23 protein-coding genes are annotated in these 21,096 nt (G+C 68.6%); 13 read left to right on the top strand and 10 right to left on the bottom strand.

Annotated features, from left to right (window positions below):
- Positions 1-90: 90 nt before the first annotated feature.
- The 3 genes from D620_RS0111770 to galE all read right to left on the bottom strand — a co-directional run bounded on the left by D620_RS0111770 (position 91) and on the right by galE (position 2,036).
- Positions 91-693, bottom strand: coding sequence for an HAD family hydrolase (locus D620_RS0111770; protein ID WP_017666015.1), 603 nt, complete (start codon positions 691-693; stop codon positions 91-93).
- Positions 694-800: 107 nt separating this feature from the next.
- The gene (gene ykgO / locus D620_RS0111765; protein ID WP_017666014.1) at positions 801-926 is read right to left on the bottom strand and encodes a type B 50S ribosomal protein L36; all 126 of its coding nucleotides are present in this window, start codon (positions 924-926) and stop codon (positions 801-803) included.
- Positions 927-1,031: 105 nt separating this feature from the next.
- The gene (gene galE, locus D620_RS0111760; RefSeq protein ID WP_026092170.1) at positions 1,032-2,036 is read right to left on the bottom strand and encodes a UDP-glucose 4-epimerase GalE; all 1,005 of its coding nucleotides are present in this window, start codon (positions 2,034-2,036) and stop codon (positions 1,032-1,034) included.
- A gap of 121 nt (positions 2,037-2,157) precedes the next feature.
- Between galE and D620_RS0111755 the strand changes: the two genes are divergently transcribed.
- Both D620_RS0111755 and D620_RS0111750 read left to right on the top strand, forming a co-directional pair.
- Complete coding sequence (locus tag D620_RS0111755) at positions 2,158-2,787, top strand: hypothetical protein (RefSeq protein WP_017666012.1); 630 nt, start codon at positions 2,158-2,160, stop codon at positions 2,785-2,787.
- Complete coding sequence (locus D620_RS0111750) at positions 2,784-3,923, top strand: M14 family metallopeptidase (protein ID WP_017666011.1); 1,140 nt, start codon at positions 2,784-2,786, stop codon at positions 3,921-3,923. Before D620_RS0111755 ends, D620_RS0111750 begins: the two co-directional genes overlap by 4 nt.
- 247 nt (positions 3,924-4,170) lie before the next feature.
- Here the strand turns inward: D620_RS0111750 and D620_RS0111745 are convergent, their stop codons facing one another.
- Genes D620_RS0111745 through D620_RS0111735 form a run of 3 tightly spaced genes read right to left on the bottom strand, consistent with a single transcriptional unit; the run spans position 4,171 to position 5,845 of the window.
- Positions 4,171-4,614, bottom strand: a complete 444-nt coding sequence (locus D620_RS0111745; protein WP_051020607.1) for a cytidine deaminase — start codon at positions 4,612-4,614, stop codon at positions 4,171-4,173.
- Complete coding sequence (locus D620_RS0111740; protein ID WP_017666009.1) at positions 4,593-5,306, bottom strand: glycoside hydrolase family 25 protein; 714 nt, start codon at positions 5,304-5,306, stop codon at positions 4,593-4,595. Before D620_RS0111740 ends, D620_RS0111745 begins: the two co-directional genes overlap by 22 nt.
- 5 nt (positions 5,307-5,311) lie before the next feature.
- Positions 5,312-5,845, bottom strand: a complete 534-nt coding sequence (locus tag D620_RS0111735; protein WP_017666008.1) for a UPF0262 family protein — start codon at positions 5,843-5,845, stop codon at positions 5,312-5,314.
- Positions 5,846-5,982: 137 nt separating this feature from the next.
- On the opposite strand from D620_RS0111735, the gene D620_RS0111730 reads away from it, so the two are divergent.
- On the top strand, positions 5,983-7,503 hold the full coding sequence (locus tag D620_RS0111730) for a replicative DNA helicase (protein ID WP_017666007.1): 1,521 nt from the start codon (positions 5,983-5,985) through the stop codon (positions 7,501-7,503).
- Positions 7,504-7,514: 11 nt separating this feature from the next.
- A complete protein-coding gene (locus D620_RS0111725; protein WP_017666006.1) occupies positions 7,515-8,231 on the top strand; it encodes an HPP family protein in 717 nt (238 codons plus the stop codon).
- Between the two features lie 6 nt (positions 8,232-8,237).
- Here D620_RS0111725 and D620_RS0111720 read toward each other — a convergent pair whose 3' ends face one another.
- Together D620_RS0111720 and D620_RS0111715 are read right to left on the bottom strand one after the other, a co-directional pair.
- Positions 8,238-9,359, bottom strand: coding sequence for a sensor domain-containing diguanylate cyclase (locus D620_RS0111720; protein ID WP_233992065.1), 1,122 nt, complete (start codon positions 9,357-9,359; stop codon positions 8,238-8,240).
- Positions 9,360-9,451: 92 nt separating this feature from the next.
- Entirely contained in the window at positions 9,452-10,654 is a 1,203-nt protein-coding gene (locus D620_RS0111715; RefSeq protein WP_017666004.1) for a phospholipase D-like domain-containing protein, read from the bottom strand.
- Between the two features lie 162 nt (positions 10,655-10,816).
- Here D620_RS0111715 and D620_RS0111710 point away from each other — a divergent pair, with 162 nt between their 5' ends.
- From D620_RS0111710 to D620_RS0111690, 5 genes are all read left to right on the top strand, one after another.
- On the top strand, positions 10,817-11,257 hold the full coding sequence (locus tag D620_RS0111710) for an RrF2 family transcriptional regulator (RefSeq protein WP_017666003.1): 441 nt from the start codon (positions 10,817-10,819) through the stop codon (positions 11,255-11,257).
- Positions 11,258-11,408: 151 nt separating this feature from the next.
- Positions 11,409-11,576, top strand: a complete 168-nt coding sequence (locus tag D620_RS16060; RefSeq protein ID WP_017666002.1) for a YezD family protein — start codon at positions 11,409-11,411, stop codon at positions 11,574-11,576.
- A 91-nt stretch (positions 11,577-11,667) separates the two neighbouring features.
- Positions 11,668-14,112, top strand: coding sequence for a TonB-dependent receptor (locus D620_RS0111700; RefSeq protein ID WP_017666001.1), 2,445 nt, complete (start codon positions 11,668-11,670; stop codon positions 14,110-14,112).
- Positions 14,113-14,150: 38 nt separating this feature from the next.
- The gene (locus D620_RS0111695) at positions 14,151-14,924 is read left to right on the top strand and encodes a sulfite exporter TauE/SafE family protein (RefSeq protein ID WP_017666000.1); all 774 of its coding nucleotides are present in this window, start codon (positions 14,151-14,153) and stop codon (positions 14,922-14,924) included.
- Positions 14,925-14,953: 29 nt separating this feature from the next.
- Positions 14,954-15,757, top strand: a complete 804-nt coding sequence (locus D620_RS0111690) for a lipid II flippase family protein (RefSeq protein WP_017665999.1) — start codon at positions 14,954-14,956, stop codon at positions 15,755-15,757.
- On the opposite strand, the gene chrA is transcribed toward D620_RS0111690, so the two are convergent.
- Positions 15,754-17,112: a chromate efflux transporter gene (gene chrA / locus D620_RS0111685; protein WP_081596593.1), complete on the bottom strand. Its 1,359-nt coding sequence runs from the start codon at positions 17,110-17,112 to the stop codon at positions 15,754-15,756. The two genes, D620_RS0111690 and chrA, sit on opposite strands and share 4 nt — an antisense overlap.
- 240 nt (positions 17,113-17,352) lie before the next feature.
- Here chrA and rpoZ point away from each other — a divergent pair, with 240 nt between their 5' ends.
- The 4 genes from rpoZ (at position 17,353) to D620_RS0111665 (ending at position 20,618) form a co-directional block, all read left to right on the top strand.
- The gene (gene rpoZ / locus D620_RS0111680) at positions 17,353-17,697 is read left to right on the top strand and encodes a DNA-directed RNA polymerase subunit omega (protein WP_017665997.1); all 345 of its coding nucleotides are present in this window, start codon (positions 17,353-17,355) and stop codon (positions 17,695-17,697) included.
- Between the two features lie 193 nt (positions 17,698-17,890).
- Positions 17,891-18,622 carry a ParA family protein gene (locus tag D620_RS0111675; protein ID WP_017665996.1) on the top strand — a complete coding sequence of 244 codons (732 nt, stop codon included), beginning with the start codon at positions 17,891-17,893 and terminating at the stop codon, positions 18,620-18,622.
- 74 nt (positions 18,623-18,696) lie between these two features.
- A complete protein-coding gene (locus tag D620_RS0111670) occupies positions 18,697-19,758 on the top strand; it encodes a DUF3667 domain-containing protein (protein ID WP_017665995.1) in 1,062 nt (353 codons plus the stop codon).
- Between the two features lie 98 nt (positions 19,759-19,856).
- Positions 19,857-20,618 carry a ParA family protein gene (locus D620_RS0111665; RefSeq protein ID WP_017665994.1) on the top strand — a complete coding sequence of 254 codons (762 nt, stop codon included), beginning with the start codon at positions 19,857-19,859 and terminating at the stop codon, positions 20,616-20,618.
- Here D620_RS0111665 and D620_RS0111660 read toward each other — a convergent pair whose 3' ends face one another.
- Positions 20,619-21,023, bottom strand: a complete 405-nt coding sequence (locus D620_RS0111660) for a hypothetical protein (RefSeq protein WP_017665993.1) — start codon at positions 21,021-21,023, stop codon at positions 20,619-20,621.
- Between the last annotated feature and the right edge of the window lie 73 nt (positions 21,024-21,096).

Genomic DNA, 21,096 nt, shown 5'->3' with positions numbered 1-21,096 from the left:
CTGTTCCTCCGCTGCGCTCCGGGCACCTGCGGGCGGCCGTTCGGCCTTGCGGTCGCTCCGCGACCGGGTCAGCGCTCCGACGCGACCCTTTTACAACAATCCCGCCGCGACCAGCTGCGCCTCGAGGCTCGCGGCGTCGGTGAAGAGGTGCGCGTCCCAGCCGCGCGCGCGGGCTGCGGCGATGTTGGCGGGGTTGTCGTCGGTGAAGAACATCTGCGCCCCGCTGCGCCCGCTGCGCTCTTCGACGATCGCGTAGATCCGCGGCTCGGGCTTGGCGACCTTCTCCTCGCCCGAGACGATGATGTCGATGAAATGGTCGAAGACCGGCGCGGTCGGGCGGAAGGCGGCGAAGAATTCGTCGCCGAAATTGGTGAGGCAGTAGAGCGGCACGCCTGCGCCTGCGAGCCGCTCGACCAATTCGTGCGAGCCTTCGACCGGGCCCGTCAGCGTCTCGTTGAAGCGCGTCGCATAGGCGCGGATGTGGCTTTCGTATTGCGGGAAGAGCGCGATGCGTTCGGGCAGCATGTCGGCAAGCGCGCGGCCGCGGTCATGCTCGAAGTGCCATTCCTCGGTCACCACATGGCTGAGGAACCAGTCGCGCTCCGCCGGATCGTCGATCAGCTTGGCGAACAGCGCGCCGAGATCCCAGTGGAACAGCACCCGCCCGACATCGAACACCACCGCCTTCTGCATCGCGAGACCCCCAAAAGGCTGCGGCCCGCGCTCCGATGAGGAGGCGGGCCGCCAAATCCGTCAGCCGCCCATCCCGGGCAGCCGCGCCAGCTTAACGCGCCTTGGGATTAACCTTGGCGGGCCTTGAAGCGGCGATCGGTCTTGTTGATCACATAGGTGCGGCCGCGGCGACGGATCACGCGGTTGTCGCGGTGACGGCCCTTCAGCGACTTGAGGCTGTTGACGATCTTCATGGCGCTTTTCCAAAAGTAAAGCGCGCCGGAATCGGTCCGACGCGCGGAAATTGAGGGGTGCCGATAGCCGCGCGGCGCGCAGGCGTCAATGCGAACCTGCCCCGATCACCCCCGCAGATCGGACAATTTGCGCTCCCAGGCCAGCGCATCGGCGATGATCCGGTCGAGATCGGCGTGCTTGGGCTCCCAGCCGAGCGTCTGCTTCAGCCGCGCGGGGTCGGAAATCAGCGAATCGGGATCGCCCGCGCGCCGCCCTTCGATGCGCCGCTCGAGCTTGCGATTCGTCACCCGGTCGACCGCATCGAGCACCTCGGTCACCGAAAAGCCCCGCCCATAGCCGCAATTCATCGTCAGCGAGCGCGCCGGATCGGCGATCAGCGCCTCCAGCGTCAGCACATGCGCGGCGGCCAGATCGCTGACATGGATGTAGTCGCGCACCCCGGTGCCATCGGGCGTCGCATAATCGGTGCCGAACACGGCGACCGATTCGCGCTTGCCCAACGCCGCCTCGATCGCGACCTTGATAAGATGCGTCGCCCCCGCCGTCGATTGCCCGCTGCGCGCGTGCGGGTCCGCGCCCGCGACGTTGAAATAGCGCAGCACGCCGTAGTTCAGCCGATGCGCGGCGGCGACATCGCCAAGCATCTGTTCGGTCATCAGCTTCGACCAGCCATAGGGGTTGATCGGCCGCTGGGGGGTGTCCTCGCTCACGGCAGCGACATCGGGGATGCCATAGGTCGCCGCGGTCGAGGAGAAGATGAAGTGCGGCACCCCCGCCGCCACCGCCGCGGCGATCAGCGCGCGGCTCTTGGCGGTGTTGTTGTGATAATATTTGAGCGGATCGGCGACGCTTTCGGGCACCACGATGCTGCCGGCAAAGTGCATGATCGCCCCCGTCCCCTGTTCGGCGAAGATCCGCGCCAGCAGCGCGCCGTCCTCGATATCGCCTTCATAAAGGGGCACGCCATCGGGGATCGCGAAACGGAAACCCGTCGTCAGGTTGTCGATCACCGCCACCGGCCAGCCGGCATCGACGAGCGCGAGCACCGCATGGCTGCCGATATAGCCGGCCCCGCCGGTCACGAGCACTGAAGGTTTGCTGTCCGTCATCATGGCGCCCCCTATCACACAAACCACTTAGAGAAATCTCAACCCGGCGCACCCACATCGCGGTCTGTGCACGTTCAGGTGCACAGCCTATAAGCGGCCGGTCACAAAAGGAACTTGCGCCATGTTGCCTTCCCGCCTGCTTGTCGCCCTCGGCTCCGCGCTTGCCCTGTCGGCCTGCGCGACCGTGCCCTATACCGGCCCGGTCGAGGTCACCCGCTTCGTCGCGCCTGCGGCAGGCGAGCTGGGACGCGGCACGATTGCGATCACCTTCCCCGACGAGATCGCCAACCTCGCCGCGCGCGCCGCGATCGCCGAGGCGGTCAGCGCCGAGCTGACCCGGGCAGGCTACACCGTCCAACCCGAAGGCCTGCCCGCCGGCCAGACCGCCGCGATCCGCACCAGCCGCAGCGCGATCATCGCCGCGCCCGGGCCGCGGCAAGGCCCGGTGAGCATCGGCGTGGGCGGCGGCACCGGGAGCTTCGGCTCAGGCCTCGGGCTCGGGGTCGGGATCAACCTCGGCGGCGGGCGCGAGGGGCCGGCGGCCAACACCACGCTCGAATTGCGCATCGCCACAAGCGGGGGCGAGACCCTGTGGGAAGGCCGCGCGCAGATGACGACCGGCATCAAATCGCCCTATGCGCCGGTCACCGCCGCCGCCCGCACGCTTGCGGCCGGGTTGTTCAAGGACTTCCCCGGTGGCAATGGCGAGACCGTGACGATCGACGCCAAGAAGCTTCAAGGACCCCAATGACCACTCTGTTCATCGACGCCGGCTTCGACAGCGGCAATATCGACGTGCTCTCGATCACCGGGAACACCGCCCGCCTCGCGATCCGGCGCGACAATGCCTCCGAGTTCTTCCAGTGGTTCCACTTCCGCGTCGCCGCACCGGCGGGCGAGGACGTGGTGCTGAAGCTGACCGGCCTTGCCGCGAGCGCCTATCCCGGCGGCTGGCCCGGCTACAACGCCTGCATCAGCGAAGACCGCGCCTATTGGGCGCGCGCGGCCTCCAGCTATGACAAGGACGAGGACGGGGGGACGCTGACGATCCGGTTTCTGTCCGCAGGCGGGGTGTTCTGGGTGGCCTATTTCGCGCCCTATTCGATGGAGCGGCATCACGATCTGATCGCCGAGGCCGCTTCCTCCGAGGGCGTCGATTATGTCCGGCTCGGCACCACGCTCGATGGCCAGCCGATCGATTGCCTCGAAATGGGCGAAGGACAGACGCAGGTATGGCTCTATGCCCGCCAGCACCCGGGCGAAACGCAAGCGGAATGGTGGATGGAGGGCGCCCTGGAGTGTCTGACCGATCCCGCCGATCCGGTGGCGCGCGCGCTTCGGGCCAGGTGCCGCTTGCACATCGCCCCCAATTGCAACCCCGATGGTTCGCGGCGCGGGCATCTTCGCACCAATGCGGTTGGCACCAACCTCAACCGCGAATGGGCCGATCCGACCCCCGAACGCTCGCCCGAGGTGCTGGCGATCCGCAACCGGATGGACCAGACCGGGGTCGATTTCGCGATGGATGTCCACGCCGACGAGGCGATCCCGGCGGTGTTTCTTGCCGGCTTCGAGGGCATCCCCTCGTGGACCGAGGCGCAGGGCGAGGGCTTCTACCGCTATCAGGCGATCCTCGACCGGCGCACCCCCGATTTCCAGACGAAGCTCGGCTATCCCAAGGCTCCGGCGGGCCGCGCCAACCTGACGATGAGCACCAACCAGCTCGCCGAACGCTTCGGCGCGGTGGCGATGACGCTGGAGATGCCCTACAAGGATCTCGCCGACTTTCCCGAGCCCGAACAGGGCTGGTCGCCCGAGCGCTGCAAGATGCTCGGCCGCGAATGCCTTGCCGCGCTGGTCGAATGGCTGGAGGGGCGCGAGGGCTGAGGCGCGCGGGCGCGATTCGCAAGGCCGCGTCCGGGGGCTTCGTGTAGGATCGGCAGCGCCCGCGCCGCCGTGCCCGGGGCCCGGCTTTCCTACCCGCACCGCCGGTGGCAGGATCGCCGCGATGATGACCGCGCTGCGCCCCTTCCCGACCCCCGCCCGGCCCGCGCGCGGCGGGGGCGGTTTTCGCTCCCAGGACAGTGTCTCATGTGTCTCCTACACGCCCCCCGCAGCAGGCGTGCGGCGGCGCTCAGCCGAGGTGCGATGGCCCGAAGGCGTGGGGCAGCAGCGCCGAGAGGCTGACGCGGCACACGCCGTCCTTGCCCACGCACAGCACCAGCGGATCGGTGTCGCCCAGCGCGGCGACCTCGTTGAGCACCTGCCGGCAGCGCCCGCACGGCGTGATCGGCTCGTGATCGGCCTTGAGACCCACCACCGCGACCGCCGCCAGACCCCCGCGCCGTCCCGCCTCGAAGGCCTTGGCGACCGCGACCGTCTCGGCGCACAGCGACAGGCCGTAGCTCGCGTTCTCGACGTTGCAGCCGGTGATGACCTCGCCGTCATCGAACAGCAGCGCGGCGCCGACGGGGTAGTCGGAATAGGGCGCATAGGCCGCGCGCGCGGCGGCGAAGGCGGCGTCGATCAGCGCGCGCTCCTGCTCGTTGGAAAGGCTCACTTCTGCACCACCACCCATTCGACCGGCTCCGCGCTCGCCTCGGTGACGCGCGCAGAGTTGGCGCTCCATAGCAGCCATGGCCGCCCCGCATAGTCCGGCCGTGCGCGGTCGCGGGCCAGCCACAGGTCGCGGGAGAGCGCGGCGGCGGTCTTGTGGCGGGCCTCGAAGGCGGGGGAGAGCTTGAGGATCACGGGCTTGCCGGCGTGGAGCTCGATCTGGTTGATGAGCGTCATCAGCTCGCTCTCGACCGCCGCATCGCTGACCCGCGGCGCGCAGGTGTCGGCGAGGCTGCCGAGCGCGATCGCCGGGGGGAGGAGGCCCGCATCGCGCGGGACCATCTGGGCGAAGACCCCGCTGTGCGCATCGGCGCTGCGGCACGGGTCGAAGGCGAGGACGACGCCGGCCTTGAGCCCGGCGCGGCGCGCGGCGGCGAAGCGGTCGGCAAAGCCGCCCGGCCCCTCGCCGGCGGGCCCGCTGGCAAGGGGGAGGTAGACGAACCGCGCGCCGATCGCCTTGAGCGTCTCGAACCGCACCGGCACGGTGCCCGCCGGGACCAGCGCGCCCTGTTCGGGATAGGCATCGGGGTCGGGCCGCCACTCGCGCATGTCCCACCACAGCCACGCGGCAAAGGCGAGGCCGAACAGCACGGCGAGCGCCGCCAGCCGCAGCAGCCAGCGCCGCGGCGCGCGGCGTTTGGGCGACCTTGCCAAGCGCCTCAGCCCTTGATGTGGAGCACGCAGATCAGCGTGAACAGGCGGCGGGCGGTGGCGAAGTCGGTCTCGACCTTGCCCTCGAGCCGCTCGAGCAGCAGTTCGGCGGCGCTGTTGTGGATGCCGCGCCGCGCCATGTCGATCGTCTCGATCTCGGCCGGGGTCGCCTTGCGGATCGCCTGGTAGTAGCTGTCGCAGATCGCGAAGTACTCGCGGATCGGGCGGCGGAAGCGGGCCATGCCGATCAACAGCGTCTCGAGCAGCTGGTCGGCGGTGTCCTTGATGTCCATCGCCAGCCGCCCGTCGGTGACCGACAGGTGCAGGTGGTAGGGCCCCGCCGCGCCCCGCTCGGCCGAGCGCAGCGGCTTGAAGGTGTTCTCCTCGATCAGGTCGTAGATCGCGACCCGCCGTTCCTGCTCGACATCGGCGTTGCGCCACAGGATCGTCGCCTCGTCCAGTGTCACCTGGGCAATGCGCTGCGCCCCCGCAGCGCCGGGCGCGAGGGACGGAGGCAGGGAATCGGGCGGCGTATCGGCCATGAAGCAACCCTCTCGCAGATGGAGGGCACGCACTTCAAGCACTTCAACGCACTCTCCCCACTATCCACAGCGTGCGAAATAAATATTGCTGCCCTTCGCCCTTGCACGAAGCGGCGGCAGTCGCGCATCAGGGCCGGATGGCCGAACCCGAAAAAGTCACCCCGATCAAACCCCAAGACCCCGCCGGAGAGCTGCCGGTGAAGAAGCTGCCCGCCAATCTCGACGCGGAAGCCGCCTTCCTTGGCGCGGTGCTGATCGACAACCGGGTGATCGAGGAACTGCCGGTCCCGATCCGCCCCGATCACTTCTTCGAACCGCTCCACGCGCGCATCTACGAACGCGTGCTGGCGCTGATCGAACGCAACGCCACAGCCTCGCCGGTCACGCTGCGACCTTTCTTCGAGGCCGACGAGGCGCTGAAGGAACTGGGCGGCACGAGCTATCTCGCGCAGCTCACCGCCAGCGGCGCCGGCCTGCTGGTCCCGCGCGAACTCGCCCAGCAGATCTACGATCTGGCGCTCTTGCGCGAGCTGGTGAGCGTCGGGCGCGGGCTCGTCGAAGGCGCGCTCGACACCTCGGAAGACACCTCGCCGATGGACCGCATCGCGCAGGCCGAGGCGGACCTCTTCAAGGTCGCGGAAGGCGCCAGCACGGGGCGCGAGGCGGCGACCTTCCGCGAGGCGGCGATGACCGCGATCAAGATGGCCGAGGCGGCGATGAATTCGGGCGGGGGCCTGTCGGGCAAGACCACCGGCCTTGCGACCATCGACCAGAAGACCTCGGGCCTCCACAATTCCGACCTCGTGATCCTCGCCGGGCGCCCGGGCATGGGCAAGACCTCGCTTGCCACCAACATCGCCTTCAACTGCGCCGAGGCCCACCTCGCCTGGCAGCGCGAGGGCGGCGAGTTCAACTACGGCGCGCCGGTCGCCTTCTTCAGCCTCGAAATGAGCAGCGACCAGCTGGCGACCCGCATCCTCGCCGAACAGGCCGAGATCTCCTCGGAAAGCCTGCGCAGCGGCAAGCTGACCCGCGAGGATTTCCAGAAGCTGTCCTACGCCAGCCAGCGCCTCGCTGAACTGCCGCTCTATATCGACGATACGCCCGCGCTCACCATCGCGGCCCTGCGCACCCGCGCGCGGCGGATGAAGCGGCGGCACGATATCGGGCTCATCATCGTCGACTACCTGCAACTGCTGCAAGGATCGGGCCGCGCGAACGACAACCGCGTCAACGAAATCTCCGAGATCAGCCGCGGCCTGAAGACGCTGGCCAAGGAATTGCAGGTCCCGGTGATCGCGCTCTCCCAGCTCTCCCGCGCGGTCGAAAGCCGCGAGGACAAGCGCCCGCAGCTTTCGGACCTCAGAGAATCCGGCTCGATCGAGCAGGACGCGGACATGGTGTGGTTCATCTTCCGCGGCGATTATTACCACCTGCTGGTCAAGCCCGACACGCCCGACGCGAGCAGCCCGCCCGACGTGCAGGAGAAGTATCGCCTGTGGGAGGAGAAGTTCGAGGGGCTGGTGGGCCGCGCGACGCTGATCGTGGCGAAGCAGCGCCACGGTTCGACCGGCAATGTCCCGCTCCACTTCCAGAGCGACATCACCAAGTTCACCTCGCCGAATTTCAAGGACTATTCGGACTACGGGTACGAGTAGGCGCGCGCGGGATGAAGCCGGACGCTCCCTTCCGCCATGCCGCTGCACTGCTTCCGCAGCGGGTGCTGGGCCAGCTGGGCTGGCTGCGCGGCTCGTTCGGGGCGGGGCTGGGAATCGCGGTGGCGGGGCTGGTGACCACGGTGCTGCTCGGCAACCGGATGCCGGGCCTGCCGTGGCTGGTCGCCCCGCTCGGCGCATCCGCGGTGCTGGTATTCGCGGTGCCGGCAAGCCCGCTCGCCCAACCGTGGTCGGTGGTGGGCGGGAACCTGATCTCGGCCAGCATCGGCCTGGCACTGGGGCTGCTGGTTGGCGAGCCCGCCCCGGCCGCCGCGCTTGCGGTCGGCCTCGCCATTGCCACCATGAGCCTCGCGCGCTGCCTGCACCCGCCGGGCGGTGCCTGCGCGCTGCTGTGCGCGCTGGGCGCGGCGGGGCCGGAGGGGTGGGGCTATTGCCACCTTGCTCCGATCATCGCCAATGTGCTCGCGCTCGCGGCATGCGGATGGATCTACAACAACGCGACCGGTCACCGCTGGCCGCATGTCGTCGCCCCGGTCGCGCCCGGCGCCGATCGGGTGCACCCCTCTGCGCTCCACACCCGCGAGGATATCGAGGCGACGCTGGCCGGCTGGGACGAGCTGCTCGATGTCGATGTCGACGAACTCGACGCCTTCTGCCGCGCGGTCAGCGAACGGGTGGCCGGGCGCGCGCGCAAAAATGGCGCCGGCTAGCGCGCCTCAGCCCCGGCGTGCGGAAGCGGCTTCGGGAGGCGGGTAGAAGCCGCGCTCGCTGCGGGTTTCGGCCTTGGCCTGATAGAGCATGCGGTCGGCGAAATCGAACAGGGCTTCGGCATCGCGGCCATCGGCGGGCCAGCGGGCCTCGCCCACGCTGGCGCCGACGAACACCGGCACCTCCTCGATGGTGTGCGGGCGCACCAGCGCGATCAGCAGACGCTTGGCCAGTGCCGTGTCGATCAGGCGCGAACCGGGCGGGATCAGCACCGCGAACTCGTCGCCGCCCTGGCGCACCACAAGGCCATCATCGCCCACCACTTCGCGCAGGCGATCGGCCACGCCGCACAGCAGGCGATCGCCGAAGGCATGGCCGTAGCGGTCATTGACCGGCTTGAACCCGTCGAGATCGAGCAGCACCAGCGTGAACGGCAGCGCGCCCTCGCCCTTGGCGAGGAGGTAGGCGATCCGCTCATCGAGCGCGCGGCGGTTGGCAAGCCCGGTGAGCGGGTCGGTATGGGCAAGGTCGCGGGTCTGGTGCTGCAATTGCAGCATCTCGACCAGCAGCGCATGGCCCTGGAGAATGAACCGCACCAGGATCAGCGTCGCCAGCACGAGGCTGGTGGCAGCGGCGACCTCGGCCGGGCGGCCCGAAAGCAGCATCAGCACCGAGATCGGGACCACCCCGATTACCAGATTGAGGATCGCGGCAAAGCGGATCGCGGAGAGGCAATAGGCCGTCGCCAGCGAACCCATGGCGATGATCATCGCGAAGGCGGCATGGGCTTCGGGGGGCGAGGCGAACCAGTTGATCACTGCCCAGATTCTGCACATCACGCCCACCCATCCCGAAACGCTGGCGGTCTTGTCCACCATCAGCTGCGCGCGGCGCAGGCCGAGCGGGCGGCGGCGGCTGATCGCGTTCTCGGCAAGGCCCAGCACGCACAGCACCGCAAGCAGCGCGGGCATGCCGTATCGGATCGCCCAGTTGAGATCGGCCGAGCCCGCCCAGGCCGCCGTCGGCGTGGTGAGCAGCAGCATGACATACATCACCGAGGTCTGCGTCTCGACCCGGCGCGCGCGCAGCAGCGTGAACTGGTCCCGGATCGCCTCCGGGATCGGTGGCATCACCCGCATGCGCAAATTGTCGAGCATCTCCCGCATGCTACCGAGCCTAGGCGGTAACCCGTAAAGACCGCGTTAACGATACGGCGAACAGGTCAGACGGTGCCCGCCTTGCTGATGCGGTAATCGGCCAGGCTCATCCAGGAGGCGATCCGCCAGCGCATCCGGTTGAGGAAGGTGCTGTGGCGGGCATACCAGGCGGGCGTGATCGCCTCGCTCGAGGTCTCGAGATGGTCGATCAGGCGGCGCAGCGCTGCGGCCACCGCCGGGTCCGCGATCCGCACCATAAGCTCGACATTGATGCGCAAGCTCCGCTTGTCGAGATTGGCGCTGCCGACATAGGCGATGTCGTCGACCACCAGCAGCTTCATGTGGAGCTTGCAGACGGCGAACTCGAAGATCCGCACCCGCGCGCGCAGCAGCTTGCCATAGACCAGCCGCGCCATGTCGATCGCGGCGGCGATGTCGGACTTGCCGGCCATGATCATCCGCGCCTGTCCCCGCTGGCCGATGCGGGCGAACAGGCGGCGGAAGCTTCGTGGCGGGGAGAAATAGGCCGACACCGTATCGAGCCGCCTGGCGGTGACGAGGTCCTGGCGCAAGACCCAGGCCCAGTGCCCCTTCCTCACCAGCGGCCCGCCGACCAGCAGCCGGACCGGCCCGTCCCCGCCGTCCCATGTCCTGACGATGTCGCGCAGCGCGCGCAGCTGGCGGGTGCGGCCCGCCGCCTCGTTCGCCACCCAGCTCCTGAGGAGGCCGAACCAGCGGACGAACTGTTCGACCACCGCGCCCTCGATCTCCACCGACAGGTCGCACCAGCCGTTCTCGGCGGGGATGGCAAAGTAGTGGTCCGAGACATTCGCCCCGCCGGTCATCACCCGCGCGCCGTCGGCGATGGTGAACTTCTGGTGGTTGCGCACCAGATAGCGCCTGCCCCAGCGCGGGCTGAACTGGGCAAAGGTGCCGCCGGCCGCGGTGACGGGTTCGAAGAAGGCCGCGCCCGCATCATTGCCGAAAGCATCGACGATCAGCTCGACCTTCACCCCGCGCGCGGCCGCGGCGACCAGCGCGTCGCGGACCATGGTGCCCGCCACGTCGCTGTCGAACAGGTAGTAGAACACCCTGAGGCTTTCCCGCGCGCTCCCGATCAGCGCGACGAGCGCCTTCAGCCGGTCCTGCCCGTGAGGATAGAAGGTGAAGGCATGCCCCGCCGCGGTGAGGCTGAAGGGTTCGAGATCGCAATAGTCCGGCGCCTTGCCGGGCGATCCTTCAGCGGTGGGGGCGGGTGCGGTGGCCATCGGCGTCAGCCTAGCGGGCCTGCGCGAGGATGACAGCGGCGCGCGACGAACGGGCGCGGGCGTGCGGGGGACAAGCCGAGCACGGGGCGCGGCAGATCGCAGGGGACGGCGGGGCATCGCTCACTTGACCCCGATCCTTGCCCGGCGGATAGACGGTCGCCCATGCTGTCGCAGAAGACCCGCTACGCGATCCGCGCGATGCAGCACCTCGCTGACCATTACGGCGAGGGGCCGGTGCAGCTTGCCGCCATCGCCGAGGCGCAGAAGATCCCCGCCAAGTTTCTGACGGTGATCCTGTCCGAGCTGACCCGTTCGGGCCTGGTCGAATCCCAGCGCGGCCGCGAGGGCGGCTATTGGCTGGCGATCCCGCCGCTCGACATCACCTATGGCGACCTGATCCGCCACATGCGCGGCAGCCTCGCGCTGGTGCCCTGCGCGAGCCGCTATGCCCACGAGAAATGCCAGAACTGCCTCGCGGAAGGTGAATGCCGCACCCGCGCGCTGATGCTCGACGTGCGTGACCGGACCGCGCAGATCCTCGACGGGATCCGCCTGTCCGACCCGATCGCGCCGGTCCCCTCCTTCGCCGAGGACACCGCCTGATCGCCCCGGTCGCCGGATTTCGCTCCGGCGCGCGAAGCCCACCTTTCGTCCGATGACAGAAAATCTGTGCGGCTCGCCCCATTGTCAAGCAATTCGCTAGAGTTTAATTCCTTGCGCAGCGGGCAGACCCCGCGCAACGAAAGGCCCATCCATGGACCGCAGCGAGAAAGGCTCTGACCAGAGCGGAATACTGCCGGAAGCTCTGGCGCTGGTAAGCGAGGCGCTTGGCCGCCTGCGCTACGGCGCGATCCAGCTCACCGTGCATGACGGGAAGGTCATGCAGATCGACGTTACCGAGAGGAAGCGGCTGACCGACTGACCGTCGGCCCGATCCGCTCGCACCACCAACCAACAGGGACCCGCAGACCGGATCGCCGGATGCACACCCGCTTGCAAAGGCGACATTCACCATGCATCCCAGTTCCATCCGCACCGCGCTGCTGCTTGGCGCCGGTCTGGCCGCCATCACCGCCCTCCCCGCCGCCGCGCAGGAGGCTGCAACCGACACTGCCGCCGCCGCCGCCGAAGAGGCGCAGGCCGACAGCGGCAACGACATCATCGTCACCGCCCGCCGCCGTCAGGAAAGCGCGCAGGACATCCCCCTCGCCGTCTCGGTGCTCGGCGCCCAGCAGCTCGACGAGACCGGTGCGTTCAACGTCAACCGCTTGCAGCAGCTCGCGCCCACCTTGCAGTTCTATTCGTCCAACCCGCGCAACACCGCGGTCAACATCCGCGGCCTCGGCGTGCCCTTCGGCCTCACCAGCGACGGGTTCGAACAGGGCGTCGGCATCTATGTCGACGACGTCTATTATTCGCGCGTCGCCTCGGCCACCTTCGACTTCCTCGACGTGGCGCAGATCGAGGTGCTGCGCGGGCCGCAGGGCACGCTCTACGGCAAGAACACCACCGCGGGCGCGATCAACATCCAGACCAACCAGCCGACCTTCGCCTTCGAGGGCCGCGCAGAAATCAGCGTCGGCAACTACAACTTCCAGCAGGCGCGCGCCGCGGTGTCCGGGCCGCTGTCGGAAAAGGTCGCCGCGCGCATCGCCTTCTCGGGCACCAGCCGCAATGGCACGATCCGCAATGTCGTGACCGGCGCGGACATCCAGAGCCTCGACAATATCGGCCTGCGCGCCCAGCTTCTGTGGGAGCCGACCGACAGTCTCAAGATCAAGCTGGTGGGCGATTACAACAAGCAGGACGCGGTGTGCTGCGGTTCGGTGTTCGTCGGCACCGGGGCGACCCAGCGACCGCTGAACCGCCAGTTCGCAGCGCTTGCCGCCGCGCAGAACTACGCGCCTGCCAGCACCAATCCCTTCGACCGGCTGACCGACCTCGATTCCAACCTCAACGCGGGCAACGTGATCGGCGGCGCCGCGCTCAAGGTCACCTGGGATGTGGGGCCGGGGACCTTCACCTCGGTCACTGCCTGGCGCACCTGGGACTGGAAGCCCGAGAACGACCGCGACTTCACCGGCCTGTCGATCGTGCGCCTCTCGCAGAACCCTTCGCAGCAGGACCAGTATACGCAGGAATTCCGCTACGCCTATTCGGGCGAGCGCTTCGACTTCGTGCTGGGCGCCTTTGCCTTCGACCAGCGGATCGACACCCAGGGAACCGAACAGCATGGCATCGCTTCGAGCCGCTGGACGATCGCGCCCGCCAACGTCCTATCGAACGATCCGAGCGTCCTCAACGGCCTCACCGCACGCAACACCCAGTTCCTCAAGAGCACCAGCGCGGCGCTGTTCGGGCAGCTGTCGTGGAAGGTGACCGACGCCTTCACGATCCAGCCGGGCGCGCGGCTCAACTATGACAAGAAGTCGGGCTTCTACCAGCGCCGGGTGTTTACAGGTGCCGGCGTGGAGCTGACCGGACGCGAAACCGATGCCCGCTCCCGCGCGCAGCTGGCGGTGTTCACGCCGCAGGAGAGCGCGCCGTCCGACACCGACTGGAACCTCACCTACGATCTGACGGCGAGCTACGCGCTGGCGCCCGATGTGCTCGCCTACGGCACCTATGCGAGGAGCTTCAAGACCATCGGAATCAACCAGAACGGGTTGCCGACGGATTCGGCAGGCGTGCCGATCGCGGCGGCGGGCACGATCCGGCCCGAACGGGTCGATCACTTCGAGATCGGCCTCAAGAGCCAGTTCTGGGACCGCAAGGCGACCCTCAACCTTGCCGCCTACCGCACCGAAATCCGCGATTATCAGGCGACCGTGAACAACGGCCAGTTCGGGGTGCTGCGCGGCTATCTCGCCAATGCCGGCAAAGTCCGCGCGCAGGGGATCGAGGCCGATTTCAGCATCCGCCCGTCCGAACGGTTCACCGCTTACGCCAACGGCGCCTATACCGATGCCAAGTATGTGCGCTTCACCGATGCGCCCTGCCCGCCCGAACTGTCGGGCGGCACCACGGTTGGCGCGGGCCAGACCCCGTCGGCGCCCGGCACCCCGGGCGGTCTCAGCCCGGCCAATTGCGACATCTCCGGCCAGCGCCTGCCGGGCGTGTCGAAATGGGCCTTCTCCTTCGGGGCGGAAGGCAACGTGCCGGCGAGCTTCCTCGGACAGGAAGGCGAGGTCTATCTGGGCTATGACGGCACCTACCGGTCGAACTTCTCGTCCAATCCCTCGCCTTCGGCCTACACCTTTGTCGACGGCTACAGCCTGTCCAATTTCCGCCTCGGTTTCCGTACACAGGGCGGTCTCAACATCTTCGGCTGGGTCAGGAATGCCTTTGACGAGAACTATTTCGAGCAGCTGTTCGTCGGCCCGGGCAATACCGGTCTGATCGCAGGCCTGCCCGGCGACCCGCGCACCTGGGGCGGAACCATCGCCGTTACCTTCTGATAGAAGCCTTTCCACCCCTCGCAGAGAGGACATGCCTCATGCCGGATCTGAGCCAGCTCCTTCTCGACATCCTGCCGTTCATCGCCATCGGCTTTGCCGCGCAGATGATCGACGGGGCGCTGGGGATGGCCTTCGGCGTCACCACTCAGACCCTGCTGGTGAGCGCAATGGGCGTGCCCCCGGCGAGCGCGTCGGCCAGCGTCCATCTGGTCGAGCTGTTCACCACCGGCGCATCGGGCCTCAGCCATGCATGGCAGAGGAATGTCGACTGGGGGCTGTTCCGGCGGCTGGTGCCGTTCGGGGTGCTGGGCGGGGTGACGGGGGCCTATATCCTCTCGAACATCGATGCGAGCGCCGCGCGGCCTTTCGTGATGCTCTACCTCACCGGTATCGGCTTCTACCTGCTGTGGCGGGCGATCCGGCTGGCGCAGCCGCGCTTCGAGGACCCCAAGTTCACCAGCCCGCTGGCGCTGGTGGGCGGGTTCCTTGACGCGGCGGGCGGCGGCGGGTGGGGGCCGGTGGTGACCAGCAACCTGCTGATCCAGGGCGGCGATCCGAGGAAGGTGATCGGCACGGTCAACACCGCCGAATTCCTGCTCACCCTGTCGATCTCGGTCACCTTCCTGCTGACATTGGGGCCGGCAGCCTTCACGCTGATCACCGGCGGGCTGATCCTCGGCGGCGTGATCGCGGCGCCCTTCGGGGCGGTGCTGGCGAGCCGCGTCCAGCCGCGCACGTTGCTGTTTGCCGTCGCGCTGGTGCTGATCGTCACCAGCGCCTACAGCATCTCGAAGGCGTGGCCGATCATCTGAGCCGGCCGGGCTGCCTCGGGGATCACCGGATGGACACCGAACTGCTGCTGATCTGCGCGCTGACGGGTGTGATCAACCTCATCGGCGCGCTCGCCTATGCGGCGCGCATCGCCGGGGTGCGCACGGGGCGCATCGCGCTGTCCTTTGCGCTGTTCAACGTGCTGCTGCTGGTCAGCCGCACCTCCAACGGCTTCCTCGGCCCGTTCCTCGCCAAGCGGATCGAGACCGCCTTGGCGAGCGGCGACGGCGCCATGCTGATCTGGGATTTGCGGCTGGTGCTGCTGTCGGCCGCGGCCTCGGTGGCGCTCGGCATCGTGCTGGTGCCGACCGGGCAGCGGGTGTTCGCCGCCGCCATCACCTACTTCCAGACCAACCGCTCGACCACCAAGCTGATCCTGCGCAGCATGACACCTGCGGGGCTGGCCACCTTGCGGGATTCGGTCGCGATTCCCTCGGGCGAGACGCTGAAATCGCTCCGGGGCCCGCGCGGGGTGAGCTGGAGCGTGCTGATCGCGAACGCGCTGGCGCAGGCGCTGCTGGCGGTGGGCGTGATCGCCTCGCTCTATGCCGGATACCTCGTCCCCGAATTCCGCGTCACCGCCTCGCAGATGACCGCGATCGTCAACGGCTTTGCCACGATCCTGCTGTTTGCCCTCATCGACCCGCAGATCTCGGCGCTGACCGACGATGTGGTCGACGGCTCGGTGAACGAGGCGACCTTCCGCCGGGCGATGATCTGGGTCTCGCTGAGCCGGCTGGCCGGCACCCTCATCGCGCAGGTGATGCTGGTGCCCGCCGCGGTCGTGATCGCCTGGGCGGCGGGCTGGCTCTAGAGCGCGAGGCCGAGCGCCAGCCCGCCCGCAGCGCACACCGCCAGCAGCCGCAGCACCCCCCACTTCGCCCCGAAGGCGAGCGCAAAGGCGAGCGCGGCGAGCACCCCTGCCCGCCAGTCGAAGCTCGCAAGCTCGGGCCAGTCGAACCGCAGCGGCCCCGCCGCGACCTCGCCGACGCGGGCGAACAGGACATGCAAGCCAAACCAAACAGTGAGATTGGCGATCACGCCGACCACCGCCGCGGTCACCGCCGCCAGCCCGCCTTTCAGCCACACCGCCTGCCCCAGCCGGTCGATCCACGGCGCAAAGGCGAAGATCCACAGGAAGCACGGCGCGAAGGTCACCCAGGTCGTCAGTCCCGCCCCGAGCAGCCCCGCGACCAGCGGCGAGAACGGCGCAGGCGCGCGGAAGGCTGCAAGGTAGCCCACGAACTGCGTCACCAGGATCAGCGGTCCGGGCGTGGTCTCGGCCAGCCCCAGCCCGTCGGCCATCTCGCCGGCCTCAAGCCAGCCGAAGCCCTGCACCGCCTCCTGCGCCATATAGGCGAGCACCGCGTAAGCGCCGCCGAAGGTGACGATGGCAAGCTGCGAGAAGAACGCGCCGATCTTCCACAGCACGTGGCCCTGCCCCAGCGTCACCGCGATCAGCACCATCGGCGCGGCCCAGATCGCGCCCCATACCAGCACCGAAAGGATCGTGGTGCGCCACGGGTTTGCGGGCAACGCGCCGCCGCCCCTGGCAGGCTTCAAGGCGAGCAGATCGGGCCGGGTCCGGGCGATCGCCATCCCGATCACCCCTGACCCAAGCACGATCAGCGGGAAGGGCAGGGCGAGCAGGAACAGCCCCGCGAAGGCCGCTGCTGCCAGCCCTTTTTTCACACCCGTATCCAGCGCGCGCCCCGCGATCCTCAGCAGCGCCTGCACCACGATCGCCAGCACCGCCGCCTTCACCCCCAGAAACAGCGCCGCCACCCAGCCGAGGTTTGCCGCGAGCGCATAGAGCACCGACAGCGCAAGGATGATGCAGGCACCGGGGATCACGAACAGCAACCCCGCCGCCAGCCCGCCGCGTGACCCCTGCAGGCGCCAGCCGATCCACGTCGCCAGCTGCTGCGCCTCGGGGCCGGGCAGCAGGTGGCAGAAATTGAGGGCATGGAGGAAATCTTCCTCCGCCACCCAGCCGCGTTCCTCCACCAGCTCGCGGTGCATCAGCGCGATCTGCCCGGCCGGGCCGCCGAAGCTGAGGAAGCCGATGCGGGCAAATGCGCCGAGCAATTCGGAGAAGGAGGGGGCGGGGGCGGGGGCGCCCGGCCGTGCAGTCGATCCGCCCAATCCGGCCTTACCTGTCTCAATCATGCGAACCTCGAAAATGGCCCCGCCGCGCGGATCGCCGCACGACAGGGGAATGACGAGGCAACGCTTGGGCCTGTCTCGGCCTGGACGGGAGGTTGCTCGGCCCCGTGACCCTCGTGCTAACCGGCGGCGTGCGGCCGCGCAAGCCCCGTCTCGCAGGCCTCCTTGTCCTTGACTTCCCACGCCGAGCGCCCTAGCTAGCGCGCTTTCCTGCATTTCGCGATTCTTGCATAAGGCCCGCCCATGGCACGCGTTACCGTTGAAGATTGCGTCGACAAGGTTCCCAACCGGTTCGACCTCGTGCTGCTCGCCGCGCAGCGTGCGCGCGAGATTTCGGGCGGGAGCGAACTGACCATCGACCGCGATCGTGACAAGAACCCGGTCGTCGCGCTGCGCGAGATCGCCGAACAGACGATCACGCCGGGCGCCCTGCATGAATCGCTGGTCACCGGCCTCCAGAAGATCCTCCCCGATGACGAGGACGAGGCCGACGAGATCGGCTCGCTCAGCCAATCGGCCGAAGCGCTGCGCATCACCGCCTCGGCGCCGGCGCGCACTTCCTCGCTTGGCGGCGATTACGACGGCTGACGCGCGCGGGCGCAGGGGCTTGCCCCGCGCCGCGCCTCACTGCGACAATCCGAAGGGGTCGGCACTGCCGGCCCCGTTGTTTTTGACGCACGCCCCTTGACCGCAGTTTGACGCCTGCGCGCTGCCGCTTGCCATTGGCGGCGGCGGCGTTATCCCTTGTATAGGTAACCAAAGAGTAACACGGGCGGGGCGCATGGCATCAATCGCGGTCTACAGCGTCAAGGGCGGGGTCGGGAAGACGACCCTTTCGGTCAACCTCGCCTGGTGCGCGAGCGGCATTTCGCGCCGCAAGACCCTGCTGTGGGACCTCGATGCCTCGAACGGATCGGGCTTCCTCCTGGGCGTCGACCCCAAGAAGAAGCGCAGCGCCGACTCCATGTTCGACGAGGGGGCCGATCCCGAAAAGCTGATCCAGCCGACCGCCTATGCCGGCCTCGACCTGCTGCCCGCCGACGAGAGCATCCGTGCGCTTGACCGCCAGCTCGACAAGCTCGGCAAGAAGAAGCGGCTCGCCAGGCTCTCCGAGGCGCTGGGCAAGAGCTATGACCGGATCATCTTCGATTGCCCGCCGGTGCTCAACGAACTTTCCGCGCAGGTGATGCGCGCGGCCGATCTTGTCATCGTGCCGCTACCGCCCTCGCCGCTTTCGGCGCGCGCCTTCGAGGTGGTGGTCGAGGAAGTGCGCGCGATCGGCAAGGGGCACCCGCCGATCCTGCCGGTGCTCTCGATGCTGGATCTGCGCCGCTCGCTGCACAAGGCCGCGCGCGAGGCGAACCCGACCTGGCCGGCGATCCCGCTGGCGAGCGCGGTGGAACAATGCGCAAGCCTGCGCCAGCCGGTCGGCGCCTTCGCCCCGCGCTCGCCCGCCGCGCGCGCGATCGCCCAGCTGTGGACCGCAATCGAGCGCAAGCTCGCCAGCCAGTGACAGGGGGCAAATAGCCGCTTCCGCGCCTGCCGCAATTGCGCCTATATGCCCGCACACACAGGGGCGCGCAGGCGATGAGCGATTTCGGGGAGAGCATCGGAACGGCAATCGAAGGCGGGCTGCTCGGCCGCACGCTCGATCATGACGGTGGCGACGCGGCGGGGCACCATGCCGGGCCGGTGACCTGCGCCAATTGCCAGACGGTGTTCACCGGCAATTTCTGCCCCGAATGCGGCCAGCAGGGCCACATCCACCGCAGCCTTGCCGCGATCGGCCATGACATCATGCACGGCGTCCTGCACCTTGACGGCAAGCTGTGGGAAACGCTCCCGCTGCTCGCGTTCAAGCCGGGCGAGCTGACCCGCCGCTACATCGCGGGCGAGCGCGCGAAGTTCGTCAGCCCGATGGCGATGTTCCTGTTCACCGTCTTCGCGATGTTCGCGGTGTTCCAGATGGTCGGCATCTCCGCGCCGACCGATCTCACCGAAGGCTTCATGGAGGGCGCGAAGAGCTCGTCGGTGGTCCGGACCGAACTCCAGAAGGAGATCACCGGTCTCCAGAAGGAACGCGATGGCCTTGCCGAGGGCGATCCGCGCCGGGCCGAGATCGCCAACGAGCTGGCGGGGCTTGCCAAGGTGCTGGACGCCCAGCCGCGCGGGGCGGTCGAAGTCGATACCGGCGACCTCAACGTCACCGGCACCGGGATCGATTTCCTCGACGAGGGGATCGTCAAGAAGTGGCAGAAGAACCCGAGCCTGATGCTCTACAAGCTCCAGTCGAACGGCTACAAGTTCAGCTGGCTGCTGATCCCGCTCTCGCTGCCGTTCCTGTGGCTGATCTTCGCGTGGCGGCGGCAATACAAGGCCTATGACCACGCGATCTTCATCACCTATTCGCTGAGCTTCATGTCGCTGCTGTTCATCGTCATGTCGATCCTCAGCGCGGTTCCGGGCGGAGGCGACTGGGCCGCGATACTGTTCTTCATCGCCGGGCCGCTGCATCTCTACAAGCAATTGCGCCACGCTTACGGGCTTGGCCGCCGTTCGGCGCTGTGGCGGTTTTTCGTGCTGTTGTTCTTCATCCAGATCGTGCTGGTGCTGTTCTTGCAGGCGTTGCTGCTGCTCGGCGCCTATTAACGCTCGCCCCCGCGTCCTGTCCCGCCGCGGGAAGGCGTTGCGGAAAGGCTTGCCGGTCAGCCCACCTCGGCGCAGGGTCACCCGCGCAGGAGTGCGTGATGGCGGTGATTGCGGTCTACAGCGCGAAGGGCGGGGTCGGGAAGACGACCATAGCCACCAATCTGGCGTGGTGCAGCGCCCGGGACCCTGCGCGCCGGACCCTGCTGTGGGACCTAGACCCTTCCGACGGCGCGGCCTTCATGTTCGCGCTCGATGCGCCGAGGAAGCGCCAGGCGCGCAGCCTGTTTGCCGGCGACATTCCCGCCCACACCCTGATCTGTCCGAGCAGCTTTGCCGGCCTCGATCTGCTGCCCGCCGATGCCTCCCTGCGCGAGCTCGATGCCTTGCTGCTCCGGCTCGGCCAGCGCCACCGGCTGGCGACGCTCGCCAAGCAGATCGAGCGCAGCTACGACCGGCTGATCCTCGATTGCCCGCCGATGCTCAACGAACTCTCCGCGCAGGTCATGCGCGCCGCCAGCGTGGTGATCGTCCCGCTGCCGCCCTCGCCGCTTTCGGCCCGCGCTTTCGACTTCGTGGTCGAGGAGATCCGCCGCCACACCAAGCGCCCGCCGCCGATCCTGCCGGTGCTCTCGATGATCGACCGGCGGCGCACGCTCCACCTCGAGGCGCTGGCGGCGAACCCGGCCTGGCCGGCGATCCCGCTGGTGAGCGCGGTGGAGCAGTGCGCGGTGCAGCGCCGTCCGCTTGGCGCCTTCGCCCCGCGCTCGCCCGCGGCGATCGCCTTTGCGCGGCTGTGGGACGGGATCGAACGCAAGCTGGCGCAGATCGCCGCGCGCCCCCACGAGCAGCAGCCCGCCTGATCAGCGGCAGGGGAAGCGGTGGGCGAGAAACCGCGCCATGACCTGCTCCAGCGTGTCGCCATACGCGCTCGCCGGGCGGGTGTAGAGCCACATGCCGAGCTCGTCCGAGGTGAGCTGGGGGGTGCCCGGCGGCGGCAGGCAGGTGACGGGCTTCGGCCCGGCGGCGGCGGCCTGCGCCTCCACGCCTGCGCGCGCAGCGCCAAGGGCGGCGAGGATGTCGCGCTGCAAGCCATCGAGCGCGGCGGTGCGCTCGGCCGAGGGCGCGAGCCGCCCCGCCGCCTGATCGCGGGCGATCCACTCGCCCAAGGTCACGGGCGCAGCGATCGGCGCAGGCTGCGCGGCGAGCGGCGCGGCGAGCACCGCAGGGGCGAGCGTCAGGGCAATCAGGCGCAGTGCAAGGGTCATGGTCCCACCTCCCGCAGCCACCCTTGCCCGCGCGGGCTTAACGCGCGCTGAAACGCCAGCGAAAAGGGCGCCC

Source organism: Porphyrobacter sp. AAP82, from assembly GCF_000331285.1.
GTDB lineage: Bacteria > Pseudomonadota > Alphaproteobacteria > Sphingomonadales > Sphingomonadaceae > Erythrobacter.
Note: the sequence above shows the minus strand (reverse complement) of the source record. Positions and strands in the feature narration are given on the sequence as shown.